15 protein-coding genes are annotated in these 19,985 nt (G+C 54.5%); 4 read left to right on the top strand and 11 right to left on the bottom strand.

The window, feature by feature from the left end; translation table 11 throughout:
* Positions 1–171: 171 nt before the first annotated feature.
* The 9 genes from PT279_RS08565 to uvrA form a co-directional block, all read right to left on the bottom strand.
* Positions 172–1,086 (bottom strand): HAD hydrolase family protein, encoded by a 915-nt coding sequence (locus PT279_RS08565; protein ID WP_277167003.1) that lies wholly within the window; start codon positions 1,084–1,086, stop codon positions 172–174.
* A gap of 26 nt (positions 1,087–1,112) precedes the next feature.
* The gene (gene secG, locus PT279_RS08560) at positions 1,113–1,364 is read right to left on the bottom strand and encodes a preprotein translocase subunit SecG (RefSeq protein ID WP_277144763.1); all 252 of its coding nucleotides are present in this window, start codon (positions 1,362–1,364) and stop codon (positions 1,113–1,115) included.
* Between the two features lie 87 nt (positions 1,365–1,451).
* Positions 1,452–2,255, bottom strand: a complete 804-nt coding sequence (gene tpiA / locus PT279_RS08555) for a triose-phosphate isomerase (RefSeq protein WP_277167002.1) — start codon at positions 2,253–2,255, stop codon at positions 1,452–1,454.
* A gap of 201 nt (positions 2,256–2,456) precedes the next feature.
* Positions 2,457–3,662, bottom strand: a complete 1,206-nt coding sequence (locus PT279_RS08550; protein ID WP_277167001.1) for a phosphoglycerate kinase — start codon at positions 3,660–3,662, stop codon at positions 2,457–2,459.
* Positions 3,663–3,953: 291 nt separating this feature from the next.
* On the bottom strand, positions 3,954–4,895 hold the full coding sequence (gene whiA, locus PT279_RS08545; protein WP_277167000.1) for a DNA-binding protein WhiA: 942 nt from the start codon (positions 4,893–4,895) through the stop codon (positions 3,954–3,956).
* Between the two features lie 204 nt (positions 4,896–5,099).
* A complete protein-coding gene (rapZ, locus tag PT279_RS08540) occupies positions 5,100–6,008 on the bottom strand; it encodes an RNase adapter RapZ (RefSeq protein ID WP_277167076.1) in 909 nt (302 codons plus the stop codon).
* Between the two features lie 86 nt (positions 6,009–6,094).
* Complete coding sequence (locus PT279_RS08535; protein WP_277166999.1) at positions 6,095–7,066, bottom strand: shikimate dehydrogenase; 972 nt, start codon at positions 7,064–7,066, stop codon at positions 6,095–6,097.
* Positions 7,067–7,158: 92 nt separating this feature from the next.
* Positions 7,159–9,615, bottom strand: coding sequence for an excinuclease ABC subunit UvrC (gene uvrC, locus PT279_RS08530; RefSeq protein WP_277166998.1), 2,457 nt, complete (start codon positions 9,613–9,615; stop codon positions 7,159–7,161).
* Between the two features lie 29 nt (positions 9,616–9,644).
* On the bottom strand, positions 9,645–12,581 hold the full coding sequence (uvrA, locus tag PT279_RS08525) for an excinuclease ABC subunit UvrA (protein WP_277167075.1): 2,937 nt from the start codon (positions 12,579–12,581) through the stop codon (positions 9,645–9,647).
* Between the two features lie 371 nt (positions 12,582–12,952).
* Between uvrA and PT279_RS08520 the strand changes: the two genes are divergently transcribed.
* From PT279_RS08520 to PT279_RS08505, 4 genes are all read left to right on the top strand, one after another.
* The gene (locus PT279_RS08520; RefSeq protein ID WP_277166997.1) at positions 12,953–14,554 is read left to right on the top strand and encodes an ABC-F family ATP-binding cassette domain-containing protein; all 1,602 of its coding nucleotides are present in this window, start codon (positions 12,953–12,955) and stop codon (positions 14,552–14,554) included.
* A gap of 215 nt (positions 14,555–14,769) precedes the next feature.
* On the top strand, positions 14,770–16,755 hold the full coding sequence (locus PT279_RS08515) for a bifunctional ADP-dependent NAD(P)H-hydrate dehydratase/NAD(P)H-hydrate epimerase (protein ID WP_277166995.1): 1,986 nt from the start codon (positions 14,770–14,772) through the stop codon (positions 16,753–16,755).
* 102 nt (positions 16,756–16,857) lie between these two features.
* Positions 16,858–17,523: an HAD family phosphatase gene (locus tag PT279_RS08510; protein ID WP_277166993.1), complete on the top strand. Its 666-nt coding sequence runs from the start codon at positions 16,858–16,860 to the stop codon at positions 17,521–17,523.
* A 113-nt stretch (positions 17,524–17,636) separates the two neighbouring features.
* Positions 17,637–18,560: a LysR family transcriptional regulator gene (locus tag PT279_RS08505; RefSeq protein WP_277166991.1), complete on the top strand. Its 924-nt coding sequence runs from the start codon at positions 17,637–17,639 to the stop codon at positions 18,558–18,560.
* 94 nt (positions 18,561–18,654) lie between these two features.
* On the opposite strand, the gene PT279_RS08500 is transcribed toward PT279_RS08505, so the two are convergent.
* Positions 18,655–19,464, bottom strand: coding sequence for a DUF1648 domain-containing protein (locus PT279_RS08500; RefSeq protein ID WP_277166990.1), 810 nt, complete (start codon positions 19,462–19,464; stop codon positions 18,655–18,657).
* Positions 19,445–19,822, bottom strand: coding sequence for a metalloregulator ArsR/SmtB family transcription factor (locus PT279_RS08495; protein ID WP_277166989.1), 378 nt, complete (start codon positions 19,820–19,822; stop codon positions 19,445–19,447). Before PT279_RS08495 ends, PT279_RS08500 begins: the two co-directional genes overlap by 20 nt.
* Positions 19,823–19,985 lie beyond the last annotated feature (163 nt).

The raw sequence follows: 19,985 nt of genomic DNA, 5'->3' as shown, positions 1-19,985 counted from the left end.
AACATCTCCAGCTTCAGAATGCCGAATCCTCGAAAAATATCCTGAAGTTTCAGAACATTAATACGAGAATTTCCGCTTCATTCGTTTGCCGAACCCATATATTCTATTACCGATTTTATCCATTTCGGATATTCCGCGAAAAGCCATATATCGTTGAAAACGGTCAATCTGCTACAAATGGCTTTCGATCCACTGAGCCACGCCGTCTTCGTTATTCGACGGGCAGATGTCACTGGCAATGTCTTTGACTTCCGGCTTGGCGTTGGCGACAGCGACCCCGCAACCCGCATGTTCCAGCAAATCCATATCAATCAGATCATCACCGAATGCGACAGTATCCGAAACCGATATACCGAAGTGCCGGCAGGCCAGATCCATCGCATTGCGTTTTGTGGCTCTGGGATTCATCAATAGCCAGAGGGCATCTTCGGAAATCAGCAAGGCCATGTCATCCGGAACCAACGACCTTACCAATTCCCGCTGTTCATCTGTCGGGAACATCATTATTTTCTGGGCCATTCCCTCCGGCATATCGTTGAAATCGGTCAATTGATACTCTTGAGAAGGCCAGATATCGGTCAAATCAAAATTGGTATAGCGAGTGTCATTGAGTTCGATGCCCATTCGAAGATTCGGAATCCGCGCCAAGATTCGCCGACAGACTTCTACGCAACGCTCGACAGAGACACCAAACCGCACAATATTACGATTCTCGGTATTCTGATCGTCACCCAATTCCTGAAGAGAAGAATGTTCGCAATCCACATCGACGACGCCGCCGTTATGATATGCACAAGCTGAAGCGCCCAGACGATGGGCCAGATCGAAGGCGGTCATCGGGGGCCTGGCCGTTGCCACCATCACCACATTACCAACTTGCCGAGCGGTCGCAAAGGCTTTCTCGCTACGCTGCGAAAGCCAGCGCTCACCGTATTCGTCGCCGCATAGCACGGTCAAATCCAAATCGACCACCAACAGCTTGCCGCCGGTCGACAGATCAACATCGGTCACATCTGTTCCTTGATGAAAAGAATTCCGGAAAATCATAAAACCCGCAATAAAAAAATGCGTTTCATAAACCAGCATGAAACGCATCAATACAAATGTAAAAATTACTTGATCAGATTGAACTTGGTCATCAGGCCCAAAGCGATGATAATCGCAACCCAAAGCAGGGCGATGATAATCGTCCAGCGGTTCAGGTTCTTTTCCGCGACACCAGAGGTGCCTGCGTTCTGGGTGAGGCCACCACCGAACATATCGGAAAGGCCGCCACCCTTGCCCTTGTGCATCAGGATCAGCAGCGTCAACAGAACGCTGAAGATAACAAGGATGATTTGCAGAACCAGCTTGACGATTGCCATTGTCGACACAGTTGAACCTCCAGTTCAGAATACTAATTAAAGAGTATACCTCAAAGTAAGGAAAATATCCTTCGAATTTACTATTAATCAATGAGAAGAAGTGACCGTTTTCAACGTAAGACGACAAATCTTCGCGAGTTCGTCCGCATCGAGCGAGGCACCTCCGATTAGGAATCCGTCGACATCGGGCTGGCTGATGAGTTCGACGGCGTTCTTCGAGTTCACCGAACCGCCGTATAGAATCCGGACGGCTTCGGAGACCTTGGAACCGAATGTTTCATAAAGATTGCTGCGAATGGCCCTGGCTGCGTCCTGGGCGCTGGTCGGAGTCGCCACCAGGCCGGTACCGATGGCCCAGACCGGTTCATAGGCGACGATCAGCCTGGCCGCTTCCTCATCGGAAAGATCTCGGGTGACGTCGTGAACCTGACCGACGGCAAAATCGAGTTCAACGCCCTTACGACGCTCCTCCATGCTCTCACCGACGCAAAGAATGGGCTGCATGCCGGCAGTGAGCACTGCACGTACCTGATCGACGATATTGGCGTCATCCTCAGGATGGTACTTGCGTCGTTCGGAATGGCCGACGATGACGTACTTGCAACCAAGCTGGGCAAGCATATCGGCGTTGACGTCACCGGTGAACGCCCCTTGGTTGGTCACCGAAACGGTCTGCGCACCATAGTTGATCTTGAGCTTGTCGGCTTCGACCAAAACCTGGACGCTGCGGATCGAAGTGAAAGTAGGCATCAATGCGACTTCGACGCGCTTGTAATCGAAATGGGCGTCGCGCAGGAGCCACGCAAGTTTTTGCACGAAATATGTGGCTTCAAGATGATCGAAATTCATCTTCCAATTGCCGGCCACCAACGGAATACGTGCAGAGGACATTGCTTTCCTTCCCAACTACGGAATTACGGTTTATCTGCTTCAAGTCGCTGCGGCTACTCCCCTAATGAGGATTACAGCAACTTTTCACAAAAAGAATGCGGACATACCAAATGGCATGTCCGCAAACATTCCTGTTATCAGTGTAGCGCATCTCGGCTACTCACCATTGACGCACCAAACTGGCAACGATTTCAAATCCGATTACTCAAGCACCTTGAGACCAGGCAGAGTCTTGCCTTCGAGGAACTCGAGGGAGGCGCCACCGCCGGTGGAAATGTGCGAGAAGCCATCCTCCGGGAAGCCGAGGTTACGTACCGCTGAAGCGGAATCGCCGCCACCGACGATCGTGAAAGCACCCTTGGCCGTAGCGTCGACCATGCCCTGGGCAACAGCCCTGGTACCGGCCTGGAACTGCTCGACCTCAAAGACGCCTGCGGGGCCGTTCCACACGACCGTCTTGGAGTCGACGATCTTGTCGTGGAAGAGCTTCTGGGTCTTCGGACCGATGTCGAGGCCCATCATGTCAGAAGGAATCTTGTCAGCATCGACGATTTGCGGGTTGACCGGGGTGTTGCCATCCGGGAAGCCCTTGTTGACCACGACATCGACGGGGAGGATGAGCTCGACGCCGTTCTTCTTGGCCTCGTCCATGTAGCCCTTGACGGTCTCGATCTGATCCTTCTCGAGCAAGGAGGTGCCAACCTCGTAACCCTTGGCCGCGAGGAACGTGTAGGCCATGCCGCCACCGATAAGCAGGCGATCGGCCTTCTTCAGCAGGTTCTCGATGACTCCGAGCTTGTCGGAGACCTTCGAGCCGCCGAGCACGACGGTGAACGGACGCTCCGGGTTCTCGGTGGCGCGGGACAGCGCCTTGACTTCCTTCTCGATGAGCTTGCCGGCTGCACTCGGCAGATCGGCGGCAACATCGTAGTCGGAGCCCTGTGCACGGTGCACGACGCCGAAGCCGTCGGAAACGAAGACATCGCCCAAAGCGGCGATCTTCTTGGCATAGGCTGCGCGTTCAGCGTCGTCCTTGCTGGTCTCTTCGGGGTTGTAACGGACGTTCTGCAGCAGCACGACGTCGCCGTCCTTCATGGCGGCGACCTTGGCCTGAGCATCCGGGCCATAGGTGTCGTTGGCCAGCGTCACATCGACGCCGAGCAGCTCGCCCAGACGCTTGGCGACCGGCGCCAGCGAAAGTTCAGGGACGACCTTGCCCTTCGGGCGGCCGAGATGGGCCATCAGGATGACCTTCGCGCCGTCGGCACGCAGTTCCTTGATCGTCGGCAGAGCGGCGCGGATACGGCCGTCGTCGGTGATGGTGGTGCCCTTCAGCGGCACATTGAAATCAGCACGGACAAGAACCTTCTTGCCTTTCAGATCCCCTAAATCCTTGAGTGTCCTCATTGGTATCCTTTCCTTGAAAACCACAGCTGAGCGAAAAATCATGTTATCTAGTCAAGAAACAGTACAAAGCTGTGACCTATGTCACTAGCAATGGTACAGTCTTCGCCCAACAAGAAAGCTCGTTTGGCCGAGAAATTTTCCGAAAACGAGCGTTAATTTGTGAACGTTAACAATGTATATTTCCCAATAATCCCGCCGGATTGTCAGTCAGCGAACGACGTCAATACACTTTTCTGTTGCCTATCCAACCGAATTGACAATCAACGGCGAATGGCTGTCGTCACCGCTCTGCTACTGCTCCTGTGCACGTTTGGTCTTGGCCGCCAGCTGCAGCAAACGACGGATACGCCCCGCGATGGCGTCTTTCGTAATCGGTGGGTTGGAGAGACGACCGAGTTCTTCCAAGCTGGCGTCGGTATGCTGAAGCCTCAGATCACCGGCGGCTTTAAGATTCTCCGGAATGTCGTCTCCTAGAATCTCGAAAGCCTGCTTGACCTTCTGGGTGGCCTCGGCAGCCGCTTTCGCGCTGCGGCGCATGTTGGCGTCATCGAAGTTCGCCAGGCGATTGGCTTTGCCACGGGCTTCACCGTCGGTGCGCTTGCCTGTCCATTCACGTGCCGAGCGAGGAGCTCCCATAAGCATCAGCATGCGTTCGATGGAATCGGAGTCACGAAGTGTGATGCGTTCGGAGCTGCGCACCTTACGGGCCTGAGCGGAAATACCAAGCCTGCGGGCGGCGCCCTGCAATGCCGTCACTGTTTCATGCGAAGGGCAGATGATTTCCAAATAGCTGGATTTGCCCGGATCGGAAATCATGCCGCGCGCAAGGAACGCGCCGCGCCAAGCCGCTTTCACCTGAGCAATATTGCCACTGATGACTTCAGCCGGAAGTCCCTCAACCACATGCATACGACGGTCAAGCAAGCCTGTCTGCAAAGCAAGCGCTGTAGCGCCACGTCGAACGAGTAGATCGTAACGTTGCACGATGCCGTTAGGAGTCTGTCGACTTACTTTCCTGACTTCCGCCTCGCGCTGAAAATAATGTGAAATGGTCTGACGCAACCATTCAGTCGCTTCCAGTGAATCGAATTGTACGTGAATCACTGCTTTGTTGTCGACGGGACGCAGTCCTCCCCCAAACCGCATCATCGTCGCGGCTTGCGCCATCTTCGCGGCCGGCAAATCCGTTTCCACGCTCGCCAGCTCGCTTTTGACCTCGTTCAGAAGAGCCAAAGCCCAACCTCCTACTTCCCGTTCTTCATGTAAGTGTAATTGGAACATTAAACGGAGTCATCTCACGCCATGCCACGGCTATCTGTGATAGCGAATGACTTGGACAAGAATCCATCGTTTTACTTCCTCTTGCCTATTTTCGTATTTTTAGTCACACAACCAAATCAGCCACTTGTGCGAAATAATCGACAAGGAACCTCAATACTATCGTCGCTCATGGCGGTGCAACTCCCTTGCGGATACCGTCACACTGAGCCCGTGAGCGCGGAACCGCTGCGCCAGCTCATTGCTGATGGCAACGGAACGATGCTGGCCGCCAGTACAGCCAACAGCTATTGTGACATAATGCTTATCTTCCTGAGCGTAACCCTTGATGGCCACCATGATGGCCTTCTCGTAGGCGTCAAGGAACTCCTTCGCGCTTTGGTTGGAAAGTACATAGTCGCTCACCGGCTGATCGTTGCCGTTGAGCTCACGCAGGCTGGGCACCCAATACGGGTTGGGCAGGAATCTCACGTCAGCGACGAAATCGGCATCAAGGGGAATCCCGTATTTGAAGCCAAAACTGAAGATATGGACGGAAACCGTTTTTGCACCACTGCCGAGCAGAGCTTCGTACAGCTTCGTCGAAAGCTGATGAATGCTCAAGTTCGAGGTATCGATGACGGTGTCCGCGTGTTCTTTGAGATTGGAAAGCAGATCACGTTCCTCACGGATACCGTCGATAAGACGGTTGCCATGCTGGAGCGGGTGCGGACGTCGAACCGATTCGTAACGTTGCACCAAGACCTTGTCGCTGGCATCAAGGAAAAGAACATGCGTGCCCACGCCCAGATCGTCCAAATGGCTTAAAACAGCGGAAAGATCATCGAAATAGCTGCGCGAACGCACGTCGATGACCGCTGCAAGCTTATGGACCTTCGACCCGGAAGACGTCATCATATCGACAAGGGGAATCAACAGCTTCGGAGGAAGATTGTCGACCACATACCAACCCATATCTTCGACGCAATCTGCAGCATGGGAACGACCGGCCCCGCTCATGCCGGTGATGAGCATGACCTCGAATTCCTTGGCAGGCTTGGGACTATCGCTATCCGTTTGTGATGACACGACGCTTTCGGAGTCATTCGCATTGGTTGCAGGGGCCGTCTTCTCGACCTTGTTTCCGGTGTTGTCAGGTCCTTGCTTTTCCGAAATCACAGTGCCTCCTGTAAGGCGCTTCTCATCGCCTGCTCAAAATCTGCTGTTCTCATAATATGCGCCCCTACCGTCATCAACCGTACCTGGGCTATCGCTTGGTAAAGCAGCATTTCCTCCCCGCCGATTGCGGTTCCGCCGTTGTTGCGCCATGCCTGCATCAACTTGGTGGGACGTGGATCATAGACAACGTCCAACAGGGTTTTCCGGGGCAGGACAGGCGACGAACCAATACTGATTCCTTCTAATCGAGCGGCTACGTCATCGGCTCCATGGGACGGAATCGTATTGATGACAATATCAGCTTCAAGCAAATACTTCGCTGATTCTGATAATGACACCTGCTGGTACGTGAAACCGGATTCCGACTGGGCAAGCTGCTTCATGGGATCGTTTTCATGCTGGTGTCTGGCGCACACCGTTACCTGCGCTATCGGGCCTTTGCCGGGAACGTTGATTTCCGTACAGGCGGCCAAGGCCGAAAGGGCCGTATTACCATTGCCAAGAATAACAGCGTTCGCTCCGTTTGGAAAGGCTTGCGGATCGAGGGCATTGCCGGTTTCTCTTGTCGGCACGGGAGCTGCATTGTCGAAAATCTGCCATGCATGCAAGAAGGCTTTCTCGATACCCTCCACGTCGGTGTTGTATAGTCTGATATTCGGTTTTTCGGATGTATCTGCCCAATCGAATATCGCGGTATTGGCGACAAGGAGTCTGCGAGACCAGGCATCGGATGGGGTCCCGTAAGGCTGTATGGTGCGTTTCAACGGCATGGTGAGGCTCAGTCCCACCCAGGTGGAATCCAAACCTTCAAGAAAACCATCCAAGTCGGTTTCTCCGACCTCAGTGCGGCTGTATTGCCAATCATCCAGTCCGAGAGCCCGATAGGCCGCGTTGTGCAGCAACGGCGAAAGCGAGTGGGATATGGGTTTGCCCAAGACCGCACAGCGCTGGTGTATCTCATTGGCCATGGTGATTTCCCGATTCCTTTCCTTGAAGCTCATCTGGTTGTTTTGATTGACTATTCTGACATGTTTATAAGGTATTTTCTGATTTTACGTACTCAAACCGTCCGGGATGTGGCCGTCGATGAAGATTTTGAATCATCGGAACCACTATGGAGGGCGTTATAAACGACTTCGGCCTTGGCCTTTCCGATACCTTTGACGTTTTGCAAATCTTCGAGACTGGCCTTGCGGATGCCCTTTACCGAGCCGAACGCACGCAACAGCTTCTTCTGATAGCTTTCGCCGATACCAGGAATATCGTCAAGCGCTGAGCGAAGCGCTCCTTTACGGCGGGATTTGCGGTGGTAAGTGATGGCGAAGCGATGGGATTCGTCGCGGACCCGCTGAAGAAGATACATGCCTTCGGACTGACGCTTGAGGATGAGTGGGTAGTCCTCCCCCGGAATCCAGACTTCTTCGAGTCTTTTGGCCAGACCACAAACTGCCACATCGTCGACGCCGCAGTCCTTGAGAGCTTTGGCAGCGATTTCGACCTGGGGCTTGCCGCCGTCGACCACGATCAGGTTCGGTTTGTACGCGAAATGACGTGGATGCGTATCCTGCTGCACGACGGCATTAGCGCTGGTCAGACCATCGGTTTCATCATCCGTTTCATTTTTTTCTTGAACCCGTTCATTGCCATCTGCATGCTCAATCTGATTTGTCAGAGTTTGAGAAGACGACTCGGCCTGTTCGATACGTTTTTCGTTGTCCATGCTTTCACCCGTGTCACCTGCAATGTTGCCGTGACGGAATCTGCGGGTAAGCGTCTCGTACATGGCGCTCAGATCGTCAAGCGCACCCTTGCCGTCCTTGCCACGGATGGCAAACCGACGGTATTCGGACTTCTTGGCAATGGCATCCTCGAAGACCACCATGGATGCGACCTGGTAGATGCCGCCAATGGTGTTGGAAATATCATAGCCTTCGATACGAAGTGGGGATTCGTCCAACCCCAACGCCTCAGCCACGTCGTTCATGGCCTGTGTACGGGCACCGATGTCGCTGATACGGCTCATTTTGCTGCGCTGCAACGCTTGTTTCGCATTGCTGTCGGCACGATCCATCAACGCCTTTTTCTCACCGCGGCTGGGCACACGGATGGTGACGGCGGCACCACGCAGACCGCTGAGCCATTCCTCAAGCTCATCGCGCCGCGCGGGTTCGATCGGGACCAATACCTCTCTGGGAACCGGCGAGATCGGTGCCAGCAGATCGCTGCGGCCGGTCTGCATCCGCCGTTCACGACGGATATGCGTCGCCTGGGCGCGCGAGAGGCTGTCAGTGGCGGTGATGCTTTGGGTTGCACCCAGCGCGTCTCTCCGCTCCACGATGTCGATGCTGCCGTTGATCGTTCCCTCGACCGATCCGGAGTTGCTAGCCACCATCTCTGGATTGCTGACGCTATCTGCCGAATCCTTTGAGTCTGCGTCCTGTTCCAGCAACTCTTCGCCATTGCTGGGAAGGTTCAACGGCACGTTGGCCTGACTCTCCGTCTCCTCCATCATGTCGGAATAGACCTGGGTGATGAGGTCAGCAATGAGGTCGGCATCTTCGATGTCTTCGACCCGTTTGACGCTCCAGTTACGTTCGCCCCGGATGGAACCGGAACGGACGAAGAACGCATGGATGGAGGCTTCCAATTCGTCGGATTCCATACCGAACACGTCGGCGTCCACATCAGAATCGAAGACGACCGCATTCTGTTCGGACATGGTTTTCAACATGGAGATCTGGTCACGCAGACGTGCGGCCTTTTCGAATTCCATATCGTTGCTGGCCTGTTTCATCTCACGGGTCAGCCCTGCGATGAACGAAGTTCCATAGCGGCCGGTGAGCACACCGACCAGGCGTTCGCACATACGGCGATGGTCCTTCTCACTGATTCTTCCGACGCACGGTGCCGAACATTTCCCGATGGAAGCCAGCAAGCAAGGCCGGTTGGTCAATTTGGCACGGTTGAAGACAGTCTTCGTACAGGTGCGCACCGGAAACGCCTTGAGCAGCTTATCGAGACTATGACGCAGATCCCACGCTTTGACGTACGGACCGAAATACCGTGTGTCCCGACGTTTGCGGTTGCGCGTCACCCATACCCTAGGGTATTTTTCACCCAAGGAAACCGCTAGATAAGGATATGTTTTATCGTCACGGAAAACGACGTTGAAACGTGGATCAAATTCCTTGATCCATGTGTATTCGAGGGTAAGCGCTTCGAGCTCAGTGGCGACCACCGTCCATTCGAGGCTGCGGGCGGTCAGCACCATGTTTTGGGTACGGGGGTGCAGTTCGCTCAGGGGCTGAAAATAGAAGGTAAGGCGGTTGCGCAGGTTCTTCGCCTTGCCGACATAGATGACCCTGCCGTCTCCGTCACGCCATTTGTAGACGCCCGGATCAGTGGGAATGTCGCCAGTGGCAGGGCGGAACAGGTCGCGGGTGTCCCCCAGCTTGCGCGTCGTCTTGCGCCAGCCGGTGCTGTCACCGTTACCCTGCTTGTCTGCCACTACTGCCATTGCCTACCTTTCACAGCTATCAAACGAATTCACTTGAGCATAGGACCGAGATACTTGCCCGTCCAGCTCTTTTCGCACTTGGCCACATGCTCCGGCGTGCCTTGTGTGACGATCGTTCCACCGCCGTCTCCGCCTTCAGGACCGAGGTCGATGATCCAGTCCGCGGACTTGACCACATCGAGATTGTGTTCGATGACAATGACCGTGTTACCCTTGTCGACCAAGCCTTGCAGCACCTGCAACAGCTTACGGACATCCTCGAAATGCAGACCCGTGGTCGGCTCATCGAGAATGTAGACCGTACGGCCGGTAGAACGACGCTGCAACTCGGTGGCGAGTTTCACGCGCTGGGATTCGCCACCGGAAAGCGTGGTCGCGGGTTGCCCGAGACGAATGTAGCCGAGGCCGACGTCGACCAACGTGTCGAGATAACGGGAGATGCCCGTGTATGCCTTGAAGAAATCTGCGGCTTCGGAAATCGGCATGTTGAGCACGTCGGCGACCGACTTGCCGTTGTATTTTACCTCAAGGGTCTCGCGGTTGTACCGCTTGCCGTGACATTCCTCGCATTCCACGTAGACGTCAGGCAGGAAGTTCATCTCGATCTTGATGGTACCGTCGCCGTGACATGCCTCGCAACGTCCACCTTTGACATTGAATGAGAAACGTCCGGGGCCGTAGCCGCGAACCTGTGCCTCTGGCGTCTTGGCAAACAGCTGGCGAATCTTGTCCCACACGCCCGTATACGTAGCAGGGTTGCTTCGCGGGGTACGGCCGATCGGGTTCTGGTCGACGTGGATGACCTTGTCGCACTGCTCGATGCCTTCAACCCTCGTGTGCTTACCAGGCACGATACGGGCACCGTTAAGTTTGTCGGCCAACGATGGGTAGAGAATCGAATTGATGAGCGTCGACTTGCCCGAACCGGAAACACCGGTGATGCAGGTCATGACGCCGAGAGGAATCGAAACGTTGATGTTCTTAAGGTTGTTTTCTCGTGCCCCGACAACCTTGAGTTGCCGGTTTTTATCGGTTTTGCGACGTTTCTTCGGCACCTCGATTGTTTTCCGACCGGCGATGTAATCACCAGTAATGGAACGAGGAGCATCCACAACATGCGCTGCGGGACCGGAATAGACGACCTCGCCACCTTTTTCGCCGGCGCCAGGACCAATATCAACCAGCCAATCTGCTTTTTCGATGGTCTCCTGATCATGCTCGACCACAATCAGCGTGTTGCCGAGATCACGCAGGTGATGCAGCGTCTTGATAAGCCGTTCGTTGTCACGCTGATGCAAACCGATGGACGGCTCATCGAGCACATACATCACGCCGACCAAGCCACTGCCGATCTGGGTCGCGAGACGAATACGCTGTGCTTCGCCGCCGGAAAGCGTCTTGGCGGCACGGGACAGCGTCAGATAGTTCAAGCCGACATCGTTCATGAACCCGAGGCGAGAACGAATTTCCTTCAGTACTTCACCGGCAATAAGTGCGGCCGAACCTTCAAGTTTCAGCGAACGCACCCATTTAAGGCTGCGTTCGACCGGCATATCGCAGACGTCGGCGATGGACTTGCCATCAACCGTGACCGCCAGAACCTCAGGACGCAGACGCTTGCCTTGACAGGTTTGGCAAGGCACCTCACGCATATAGGACTCGTAATACAGCTTCATCTGATCTGAATCGGTCTCGTCATGGCGACGCATGAGCGTGCGCACCACGCCTTCGAAACCGGTGCTGTATTCACGCAAGCGTCCCCAGCGGTTTCGATAGGAGACCTTGACCTTGAAATCGTGACCGTACATGATGGCGTGCTGAATCTTTTGAGGCAGGTCTTTCCAAGGAGTATCGAGACTGAAGCCCATTTCCTCGCCAAGGCCTTCAAGGACGTGACGATAGTATTCGCCCGTCCCCTTGGTCATGCCCCAAGGTTCGATGGCATTCTCGTTGAGCGATTTGCTCGGGTCTGGAATGACCAGCTCCGGGTCGATCTCCAGCTTGTAGCCAATGCCATCACAATCCGGGCAAGCGCCGTATGGAGCATTGAAAGAGAACGTGCGCGGCTCGATCTCGTCAAGTTCGAGTTGATGGCCGTTCGGGCATGAACGCTTCTCACTGAATGGTTCGCGACGATTCGGGTCCTTCTCGTCCAAATCGACGTAATCAATGACCACAATGCCTTTGGCGAGTTTCAGCGCGGTTTCGATGGAATCGGTGAGGCGCTGGCGAATGCCGTCTTTGATGACCAAACGATCGACCACGACTTCGATTGTGTGCTTTTTCTGCTTGGTCAGCTTGATGTCGTCGGAAAGCTGGCACATCTTGCCGTCAATCAGCGCGCGCGAATAGCCGTCGCCACGCAGCAATTCAAGCAAATCCTCGAACTCGCCCTTACGACCGCGAACGACCGGCGCCAGAATCTGGAATCGAGTCTTTTGCGGCTTCTTCATCAGGGTATCGACCATCTGCTGCGGCGTCTGCGCGCTGACAACCTCACCGCAGATTGGGCAATGCGGAATGCCCGTTCGCGAGAACAGCAGACGCAGATAGTCGTAAATCTCGGTAATCGTTCCCACCGTCGAACGCGGGTTGCGGTTGGTGGTCTTCTGATCGATGGAAACAGCCGGGCTTAAACCTTCGATGAAATCAACATCGGGCTTGTCCATCTGCCCCAGGAACTGGCGGGCATAGGCACTCAGAGACTCGACGTAACGCCGCTGCCCTTCAGCAAATAACGTATCGAACGCAAGCGAAGACTTGCCGGAACCGGAAAGCCCGGTGAACACCACCATACGGTTACGAGGAACGGCAAGATCGACGTTCTTGAGATTGTGCTCACGCGCGCCTTGAATCGTGATCTTCAGATCGCTTGGAATATGTGAAATATCCGCCACCAGCGAATTGCCGGTCTTGCGCAACGGTGCCTTCGCGATCTCCTGGGACAGGAACGAATCACTGTCCATCAGTTTCTGCGCTACTACATTTGCCGACGAATCGTCGGTTTTCCTGGTTTTCCGCGCCGTCGATGCTGTTGCCAATGCTTACCTCCGCTTGATACCAAATGCTCCACTGTAGGATAACCCATCATAGTGGACGGTTCGAACAATTGTTCGACTCTGTCATATTGCCTGAATCATTACTTAATCTCAAATACCAACCAATAAAGCAGCTGTGTCATTCTATAAATTTGTTATTGGCGGAAACCAATATCTCGGACCGACTGAAATTACGCCATATACGTCATTACTCCAACAAAAGCAGACGTGCCGCTATGATGGCATGTTGGTATATTTCGCCGTAATTTAGTAAATGCAAACAGGACAGGTAATAGGGTATGGCAATCGAGGCGCAAGGGCTGGAAATTCAGATCGGGGCACGGACACTGCTCAATCCCACTGATTTTCATGTGAGCAAGGGCGACAAGATCGGTTTGGTCGGGCGCAACGGCGCCGGCAAGACCACCCTCACCCGCGTTATCACCGGCGATCTGCTTCCCACAGCCGGCAAGGTGCGTATCTCCGGCAAGCTCGGGTACCTGCCACAAGACACCCATGCCGACGACCCCGAGCAGACTGCGCTCGATCGCATGATGAGCGCCCGCGACATCGCCAGCATCATCAAACGCATGCGCAAGGCCGAGAAGGAAATGACCAACGAGAATCCGAAGGTCATGGAAAAGGCGATGGACAAGTACGACAAGGCCATGCAGGCGTTTGAGAAGGCCGGCGGCTACGCGGCACAGTCCGAGGCGATTTCCATGGCCGCGAGCCTTGGTCTCCCCAATGAAGTGATGCAGCAACAAATCGGCACACTCTCCGGCGGACAGAAACGACGTATCGAACTAGCTCGAATCCTTTTCTCCGACGCCGACACATTGATTCTTGACGAACCGACCAACCATTTGGATGCCGATTCCATCGAATGGCTGCGTGGCTACCTGAAACGTTTCGAGGGCGGATTCCTCGTCATCTCCCACTCCACGGAACTCTTGGACGAAGTGGTCAACAAGATTTGGCATTTGGACGCGCAGACCGCGCAGATTGACATGTATTCGCTGGGCTGGAAGGCTTACCTGAAACAGCGCGTGGTGGACGAGGAGCGTCGCCGCCGCGAGCGCGAAGTGGCTGAGAAGAAGGCCGCACGTCTTATGAAACAGGGCATCCGCCTGCACGCCAAGGCCACCAAGGCCGTCGCCGCACAGAACATGATGCGTCGCGCGGAACGTCTGTTGAGCGAGACCAGCGAGGCCGAACGGCAGGAGAAAGTCGCCGACATCCGTTTCCCGGAACCTGCGCCTTGTGGCAAGACACCGATCATGGCCAAGGATATCTCCAAGGCTTTCGGTTCCAACATCGTCTTCAGCGGCATCAATCTGGCCATCGACAAGGGTTCCCGCGTGGTCATTCTGGGCTACAACGGCGCCGGCAAGACCACGACACTACGTATTCTGGCAGGTGAAGACAAACCCGATACCGGCGAGGTGGTCTACGGACACGGTTGCAAGATCGGCTATTTCGCACAGGAACACGATACGTTGGAACTTGACGCAACCGTGCTTGAGAATCTGCAGCATGTTGCCCCCGACCTGGACGATACCCACGCCCGTTCGATTTTGGGCAGTTTCCTGTTCTCCGGCGATGACGCGTTCAAACCGGCAAAGGTGCTATCCGGCGGCGAACAGACCAGGCTCGCGCTGGCGACGTTGGTGACTTCGCGTGCCAACGTGCTGCTGCTTGACGAACCGACCAACAATCTCGACCCGGTCTCGCGCGACGAGATTCTCAAGGCCATCGCCAAATATGAGGGCGCCATCATTCTGGTCACCCACGACGAAGGCGCGGTCAAGGCGCTCAATCCCGAACGGGTGCTGCTGATGCCGGACGGAGACGAGGATCTGTGGAGCGACGACTACCTCGACCTAGTGGCCGAAGAATAGCTGCACGCCAAACGCAACTTCCTGCGATTCCGCCACAAACAAGCCGCTACCAGACGATAAGCGGTTTGTTTGTGGCGGAATTATTGCATTGCACCATAAATGGACCGATGGCGTACACCAGCCGGCTTATTTATAGCGGATTCTGTCCAATGCTGTCTCATGTGCCCGCGCTAGCGTAACATCGAACCAGACATTGACGGACACAGGAGGCCAAGATGGACGAGGTAACGATGACGGAACTGATGCGCAAGTCGATGCTGCAACGGCGCGCTTTCAGCGTCGAGACCGTGCGAGGCATGGAACGTCCGCTGCTGGATCAGGGCGTACCTCTGATGCGCATGGCCGCCTCGGCTGCGGCACGGGTGACCGCAGAACTACTTGACGAGCATGACATCGACATCGCCGAGGCGAAAGTCGTGCTGCTGGCCGGAGCCGGAGACAATGGTGGCGATGGCCTGTTCGCCGCCGCTCAATTGGCTCAGGCCGGTGCCCAGGTCACGGCGATCGCCGTAGGCAAATCCCTGCATTTGCAAGGTCTGCTGGCGTTCACACGTAGTGGCGGTAGACTGCTGATCATCAATCCGGAAGCGGACATCCCCGGGGTTTCGTCCGGTTTCAGTGCCGGCGAAGCGGGAAAACGCCTGCAAGCAGCCATCGAACTGGCGCAGCAGGCAACCGTTGTTCTTGACGCCATGACTGGCATCGGCGTCAAGGGGGCCTTGCGGGGACCTGCCGCAACCATGGCAAATATCCTCCATCCGACCAACGAGGACGGGACGGAAATGGAGATGCCACGCTCCGTCGCAAGCCCCGGACAGGAACAGAAGCCGCTTGTTGTCGCCATCGATACGCCTTCCGGTGTCGGCGTGGACGACGGCACCTTGCCCGGCAGTTATATTCCTGCCGATATTACGGTGATGTTCGGTGCGATGAAGCCTTGCGCCATGCTGCCTCCAGCAGCGTTCGCTTGCGGCCGTATCGTTCTGGTCGATTTCGGTTTCGATATCACGTACGCTTATCCCGTCGTTTCCTCTATCGATGACACTGTCGGCAGCATGATACGCCTGCCGAAATCAACTGATTCCAAGTATTCCAGAGGCGTTGTCGGTCTGATTACGGGATCGGCAAAATATCCCGGAGCTGCCGTGCTGAGTTCCAACGCCGCTGTCCGTTCCAACATCGGCATGGTCCGTTATATGGGACCTGTGAACGCGTCCGACATGGTGCTGCGGAATACCCCCGAGATCGTGATCGGCAAAGGCCGCGTTGAGGCTTGGGCCGTCGGTTCCGGTGTTCCTACGGCGGAGGCTACAGGTGATGCCGCTAATGAGAATTCCGGCAGACACAGCGTGAACGGTTCTGATGGCCAACGAGAAGCCATCGCCGCGCTGCTCAAGCATTACGCATTGCCCGATGATAATTCCTTTGGCGCTGCAGACGAGACCGAGATTCCTGTGAATGGGTCGAAAACAGAGGAAACGTCATACATGTCTGAACGCACCGGAATCGTCTGGGGCGACGCCGACCCTGATATCGATTACGACAGTGAACCTTGGACCATGCCGCCGATCTGCGTCGACGCGGGGGCGCTCGACCTACTGCCGGAACGCGTACCGGCACATGTCGTCATCACTCCGCACACCGCCGAACTTGCGGCATTACTGCGACTCCGCGGCGAAGACGTGGATACAGCATCCATTACCGCAAAACCCTGGCATTGGGCGAAGCGGGCTCACGAACTGACCGGAGCAACCGTGCTGCTCAAAGGCGCTGTGACCATAGTTGTTGGCGATTCAAACGTAGCAGGTCTGCCGGCAGATGCTGGATCAGGGCCCGAAAACGCTGACGGAACGAACAAGATGATCACAACCCTCATTTCCGGAAGTGGACCGGCATGGCTGGCGACTGCCGGAGCCGGCGACGTGCTTGCAGGCGTTATGGGCGGAATGTTGGCACAACAAGGCGAGGAACAGTTGCAACACGACCCAAGCCTCAACATCATGGTAGCCGCCAGCGCAAGCTATATTCACGGTTACGCCGCAAGCCTGGCCTCCGAGTCCGACCAGCATGGCTGGGAGCCACCGGAAATCTTCGACGCGGACAGCACCATTATGCCAAGTGGAAAGCCGGGGCATCCGATTGTGGCAACCGATGTCATCGCGGCATTGCCTCAGGCATTCGAGGAATTGATGCGGGATTAGCTTTCGGCAACGCCGATCATTTGGTTTTGGCCAATCGATCGGCTTCCAATAGCAAACAGCACCATCGCACGAAGCGAAAACAGGAGCAGACAAGAGAGAGCCATGTCAGACAACGGGAACAATGACGCTTTCAATAGCAATAGCATCGAAATCCACAATGTGATGTTCGACTTCTGTGGGGTTCTGCTGGAGCTCAATTATCGCCCCTGCCTTCAAGGCCATTTTCCGCAGCAAGTTGTCGATAGGCTTTGTGCGGATGAAAGCGATGTCTACGGTTTCTTCGCGGCCGAAGCACGTATGGACGCAGGTGAGGCTTTCGCTGATGTCATCAAGGATTATCGAAAGCAGTATGGCGACGATCTGGCCGAGACGTTCGACTATTACATCGAACATTACGGTGATGCCCTGCCACGAATAATTGACGGCATGGAAACTCTGCTGACGGATCTGCGGAAGGCCGGTTATGGCGTATGGGGTCTGACGAACTGGTCAGGCGAAACGTTCCATTTCGCGTTTGAGAAGTTCCCGCAACTCGAACGTCTGCTGCAAGGAACGGTGGTATCCGGAGTCGAAAAGATGCACAAGCCGAATGCCGATATCTTCAATCTCGCCTTGAGCCGTTTCGGTCTCGACGCCTCGCAAACGGTGTTCTTTGACGACACACAGGCCAATGTCGACGGTGCGAAAGCGGTCGGCATTAAAGGGATTCGGTTCAAGAATGCAATCGATGCCCGAAACGACCTGCAACGTCTGAGCGTAAATATTTAAATGTAGCTACGATGATCGCAACTATTGTGTATTGAAATCTTCAGACGGATTCCAATATCAAAAATCGTTATAAGTTAATCTGCCCGATACACGGTTTGTTATAAACTTTGGATATGACACTGCTGCAGCTGAAATATATCGTCAAGATTGTGGAGTGCGGCTCGATGAACGAGGCTTCCCACGAGCTGTACGTCTCCCAGCCCGCGTTGAGCTCATCGGTCAAGGAGCTCGAGCACGAGATGGGCATCGAAATCTTCACCCGCTCATCGCAGGGTATCGCACTGACCGTCGACGGCGCGGAATTCCTCACCTACGCACGTCAGGTGCTCGACCAGGCCGAGCTTATGGAAGAACGTTACAAGCACGCCAAGCCTCGCAAGCAGCTTTGCAGCGTCTCCACCCAGCACTACATGTTCGCCGTTGAGGCGTTTGTGGAAATGATCAATTCCATCGAATCCGACGAATACGAATTCACCATCCGCGAGACCCGCACGCGCGACATCATCGATCAGGTCGCCAATATGCTTTCGGAAATCGGCATCCTCTACCTTTCCGATTTCAACAAGGACGTCATCGGCAAGCTGCTGCGCGGCAAGCACCTTGAATTCCACCCGCTTTTCCGTGCCCCGTTGCATGTTTTCATTTCGCGAAACAACCCTCTTGCGACCAAGAAAAAGGTCACGATGGATGATCTTAAGCCGTATCCGTTCATCCAGTACGAGCAGGGTGAGGAAGGCAGCTTCTACTTCGCCGAGGAAGCGGTTTGGCCCAAGGATTCCCCCAAGCTCATCAACGTCACCGACCGAGCTACGATCCTGAACTTCATCATTGGGCTCAACGGCTACACCATCTGCACGGGCATCGACAACGGTGACCTCAACAACGAGAAAATCGTCACCGTCCCACTCGACACAGACGAGACCATGCTGGTCGGTTGGATCACCAACGAGCGCTCCAACCTCTCCAACGCCGCCGAAAGCTATCTGGCCAAGCTCAAGTCGGTCATCGCCAGCCACGGCTACAAGCTGATTGAGTAAACAGCTTCCGAACAATTCCATTAGGGATATTTCATAGCCGTTTCTAAGATATGACCGGTCGGAAAGACCGGTTTTACTTAATTATGCTTCATTATCATTTCTTGTTGATTGTCCCGCCAACATCTCCGTATTTCTTGCCGGCGTAGGAACTGTAGACGGCAAATACTGCTACTATGACCAAACCGACAGCAAGGATCGCAAATAATTCAACGAAACGGGATGAATGTGCGACGATACCAATAAGTATCAGAGCAACACCGCCGATAATAAATTCCAGGCCGCCGAAACGCTGGCAACGACGCCAGGACTCGCGGCTTTTGAAAGCTCCACGCATACGCATACCGGACCATCCGTTCGGCTTTGTGCTTGGCAAGACATTCCCAATAACAATGAAGACGAAACCTGTAGCAACGTTCACGATCGGATTCAACGGCATGCTGGACGCCGTTCCTCCCCTACTGAAGCCGTCTGCAATCTCCCAGATAGCCACAATGGTAGACACCGCGAACATGCAGCATCCACCGATGGCCCACACTCGTATCGTCGTTTGCGGGTTCATATCAGAATTCGACTTTTTATGCGCTGAACGCTCAAGAGGAATCTCGCCGAACAGCCAACCTACACATACCAACAACATAAGCAGAGGTAAAATGAGCTCTTCATATTTGCTGCCCCAACGGTCTAGCTCACCACTGGCGCTATAATGTGCAGGAACGATATCTGGCAAATACGGCAAGGCGAGCAGAACAATTATCAGCGGTAATAAGCCGAGAAGTACCATCGCGATATTTTGCTTTTTCGCACCGGCTATCACTGCTTTCCAGCTGGTACGTTGCTCGATATCCATGGATTTATCCTCACTCGATTTTTGAGCTTTGATTTTCTTATCTCTGTGCTTTCTCATCTCTCACCGCCTCAGTCGCCACTTCTTGTGAACCTTGGATAACGTTTCCCTTCTCTATTGGCTTCGCTTTGTATCGGGAAGCCTTAGAAACGGCATTGCTGCGTTGCAGCTCTTTCATCCAGACAATGGTGTCGTCGAGAACGGTCAGATTCGGCTCATACCAGATGGTCGTGCCGTCGCGGCTATCCATCACCAGCTCGGCTTCCCGCAACTTGCGCAGATGATAGGAAAGTCTAGAAGCCGACAATCCGGTGGCTTCTGCGAGTTCCCCAGCGTTCATGACACTTTGCCGCAGGAGCTGGAGAATCTCGCGTCGTGCGGGATCGGACAGCGCTGACAACGTAGTCTGTACACCCATATCCCCTCTTTTCGTCAATTCAATGACTCATATATTTCAAATTGATTTGAAATATATAGATAGAATATATCTTTTCTATTTTTATTTCAACTTATTTTGAAATATATTTCATCAAAATTGACGATCCATGACTAACGATGTACAGTTTCTTTTACATAGTAAA

Origin of the sequence: Bifidobacterium sp. ESL0784, from assembly GCF_029433295.1 — a bacterium.
GTDB lineage: Bacteria > Actinomycetota > Actinomycetes > Actinomycetales > Bifidobacteriaceae > Bifidobacterium.
This window is presented reverse-complemented; position numbering and strand designations above follow the sequence as displayed.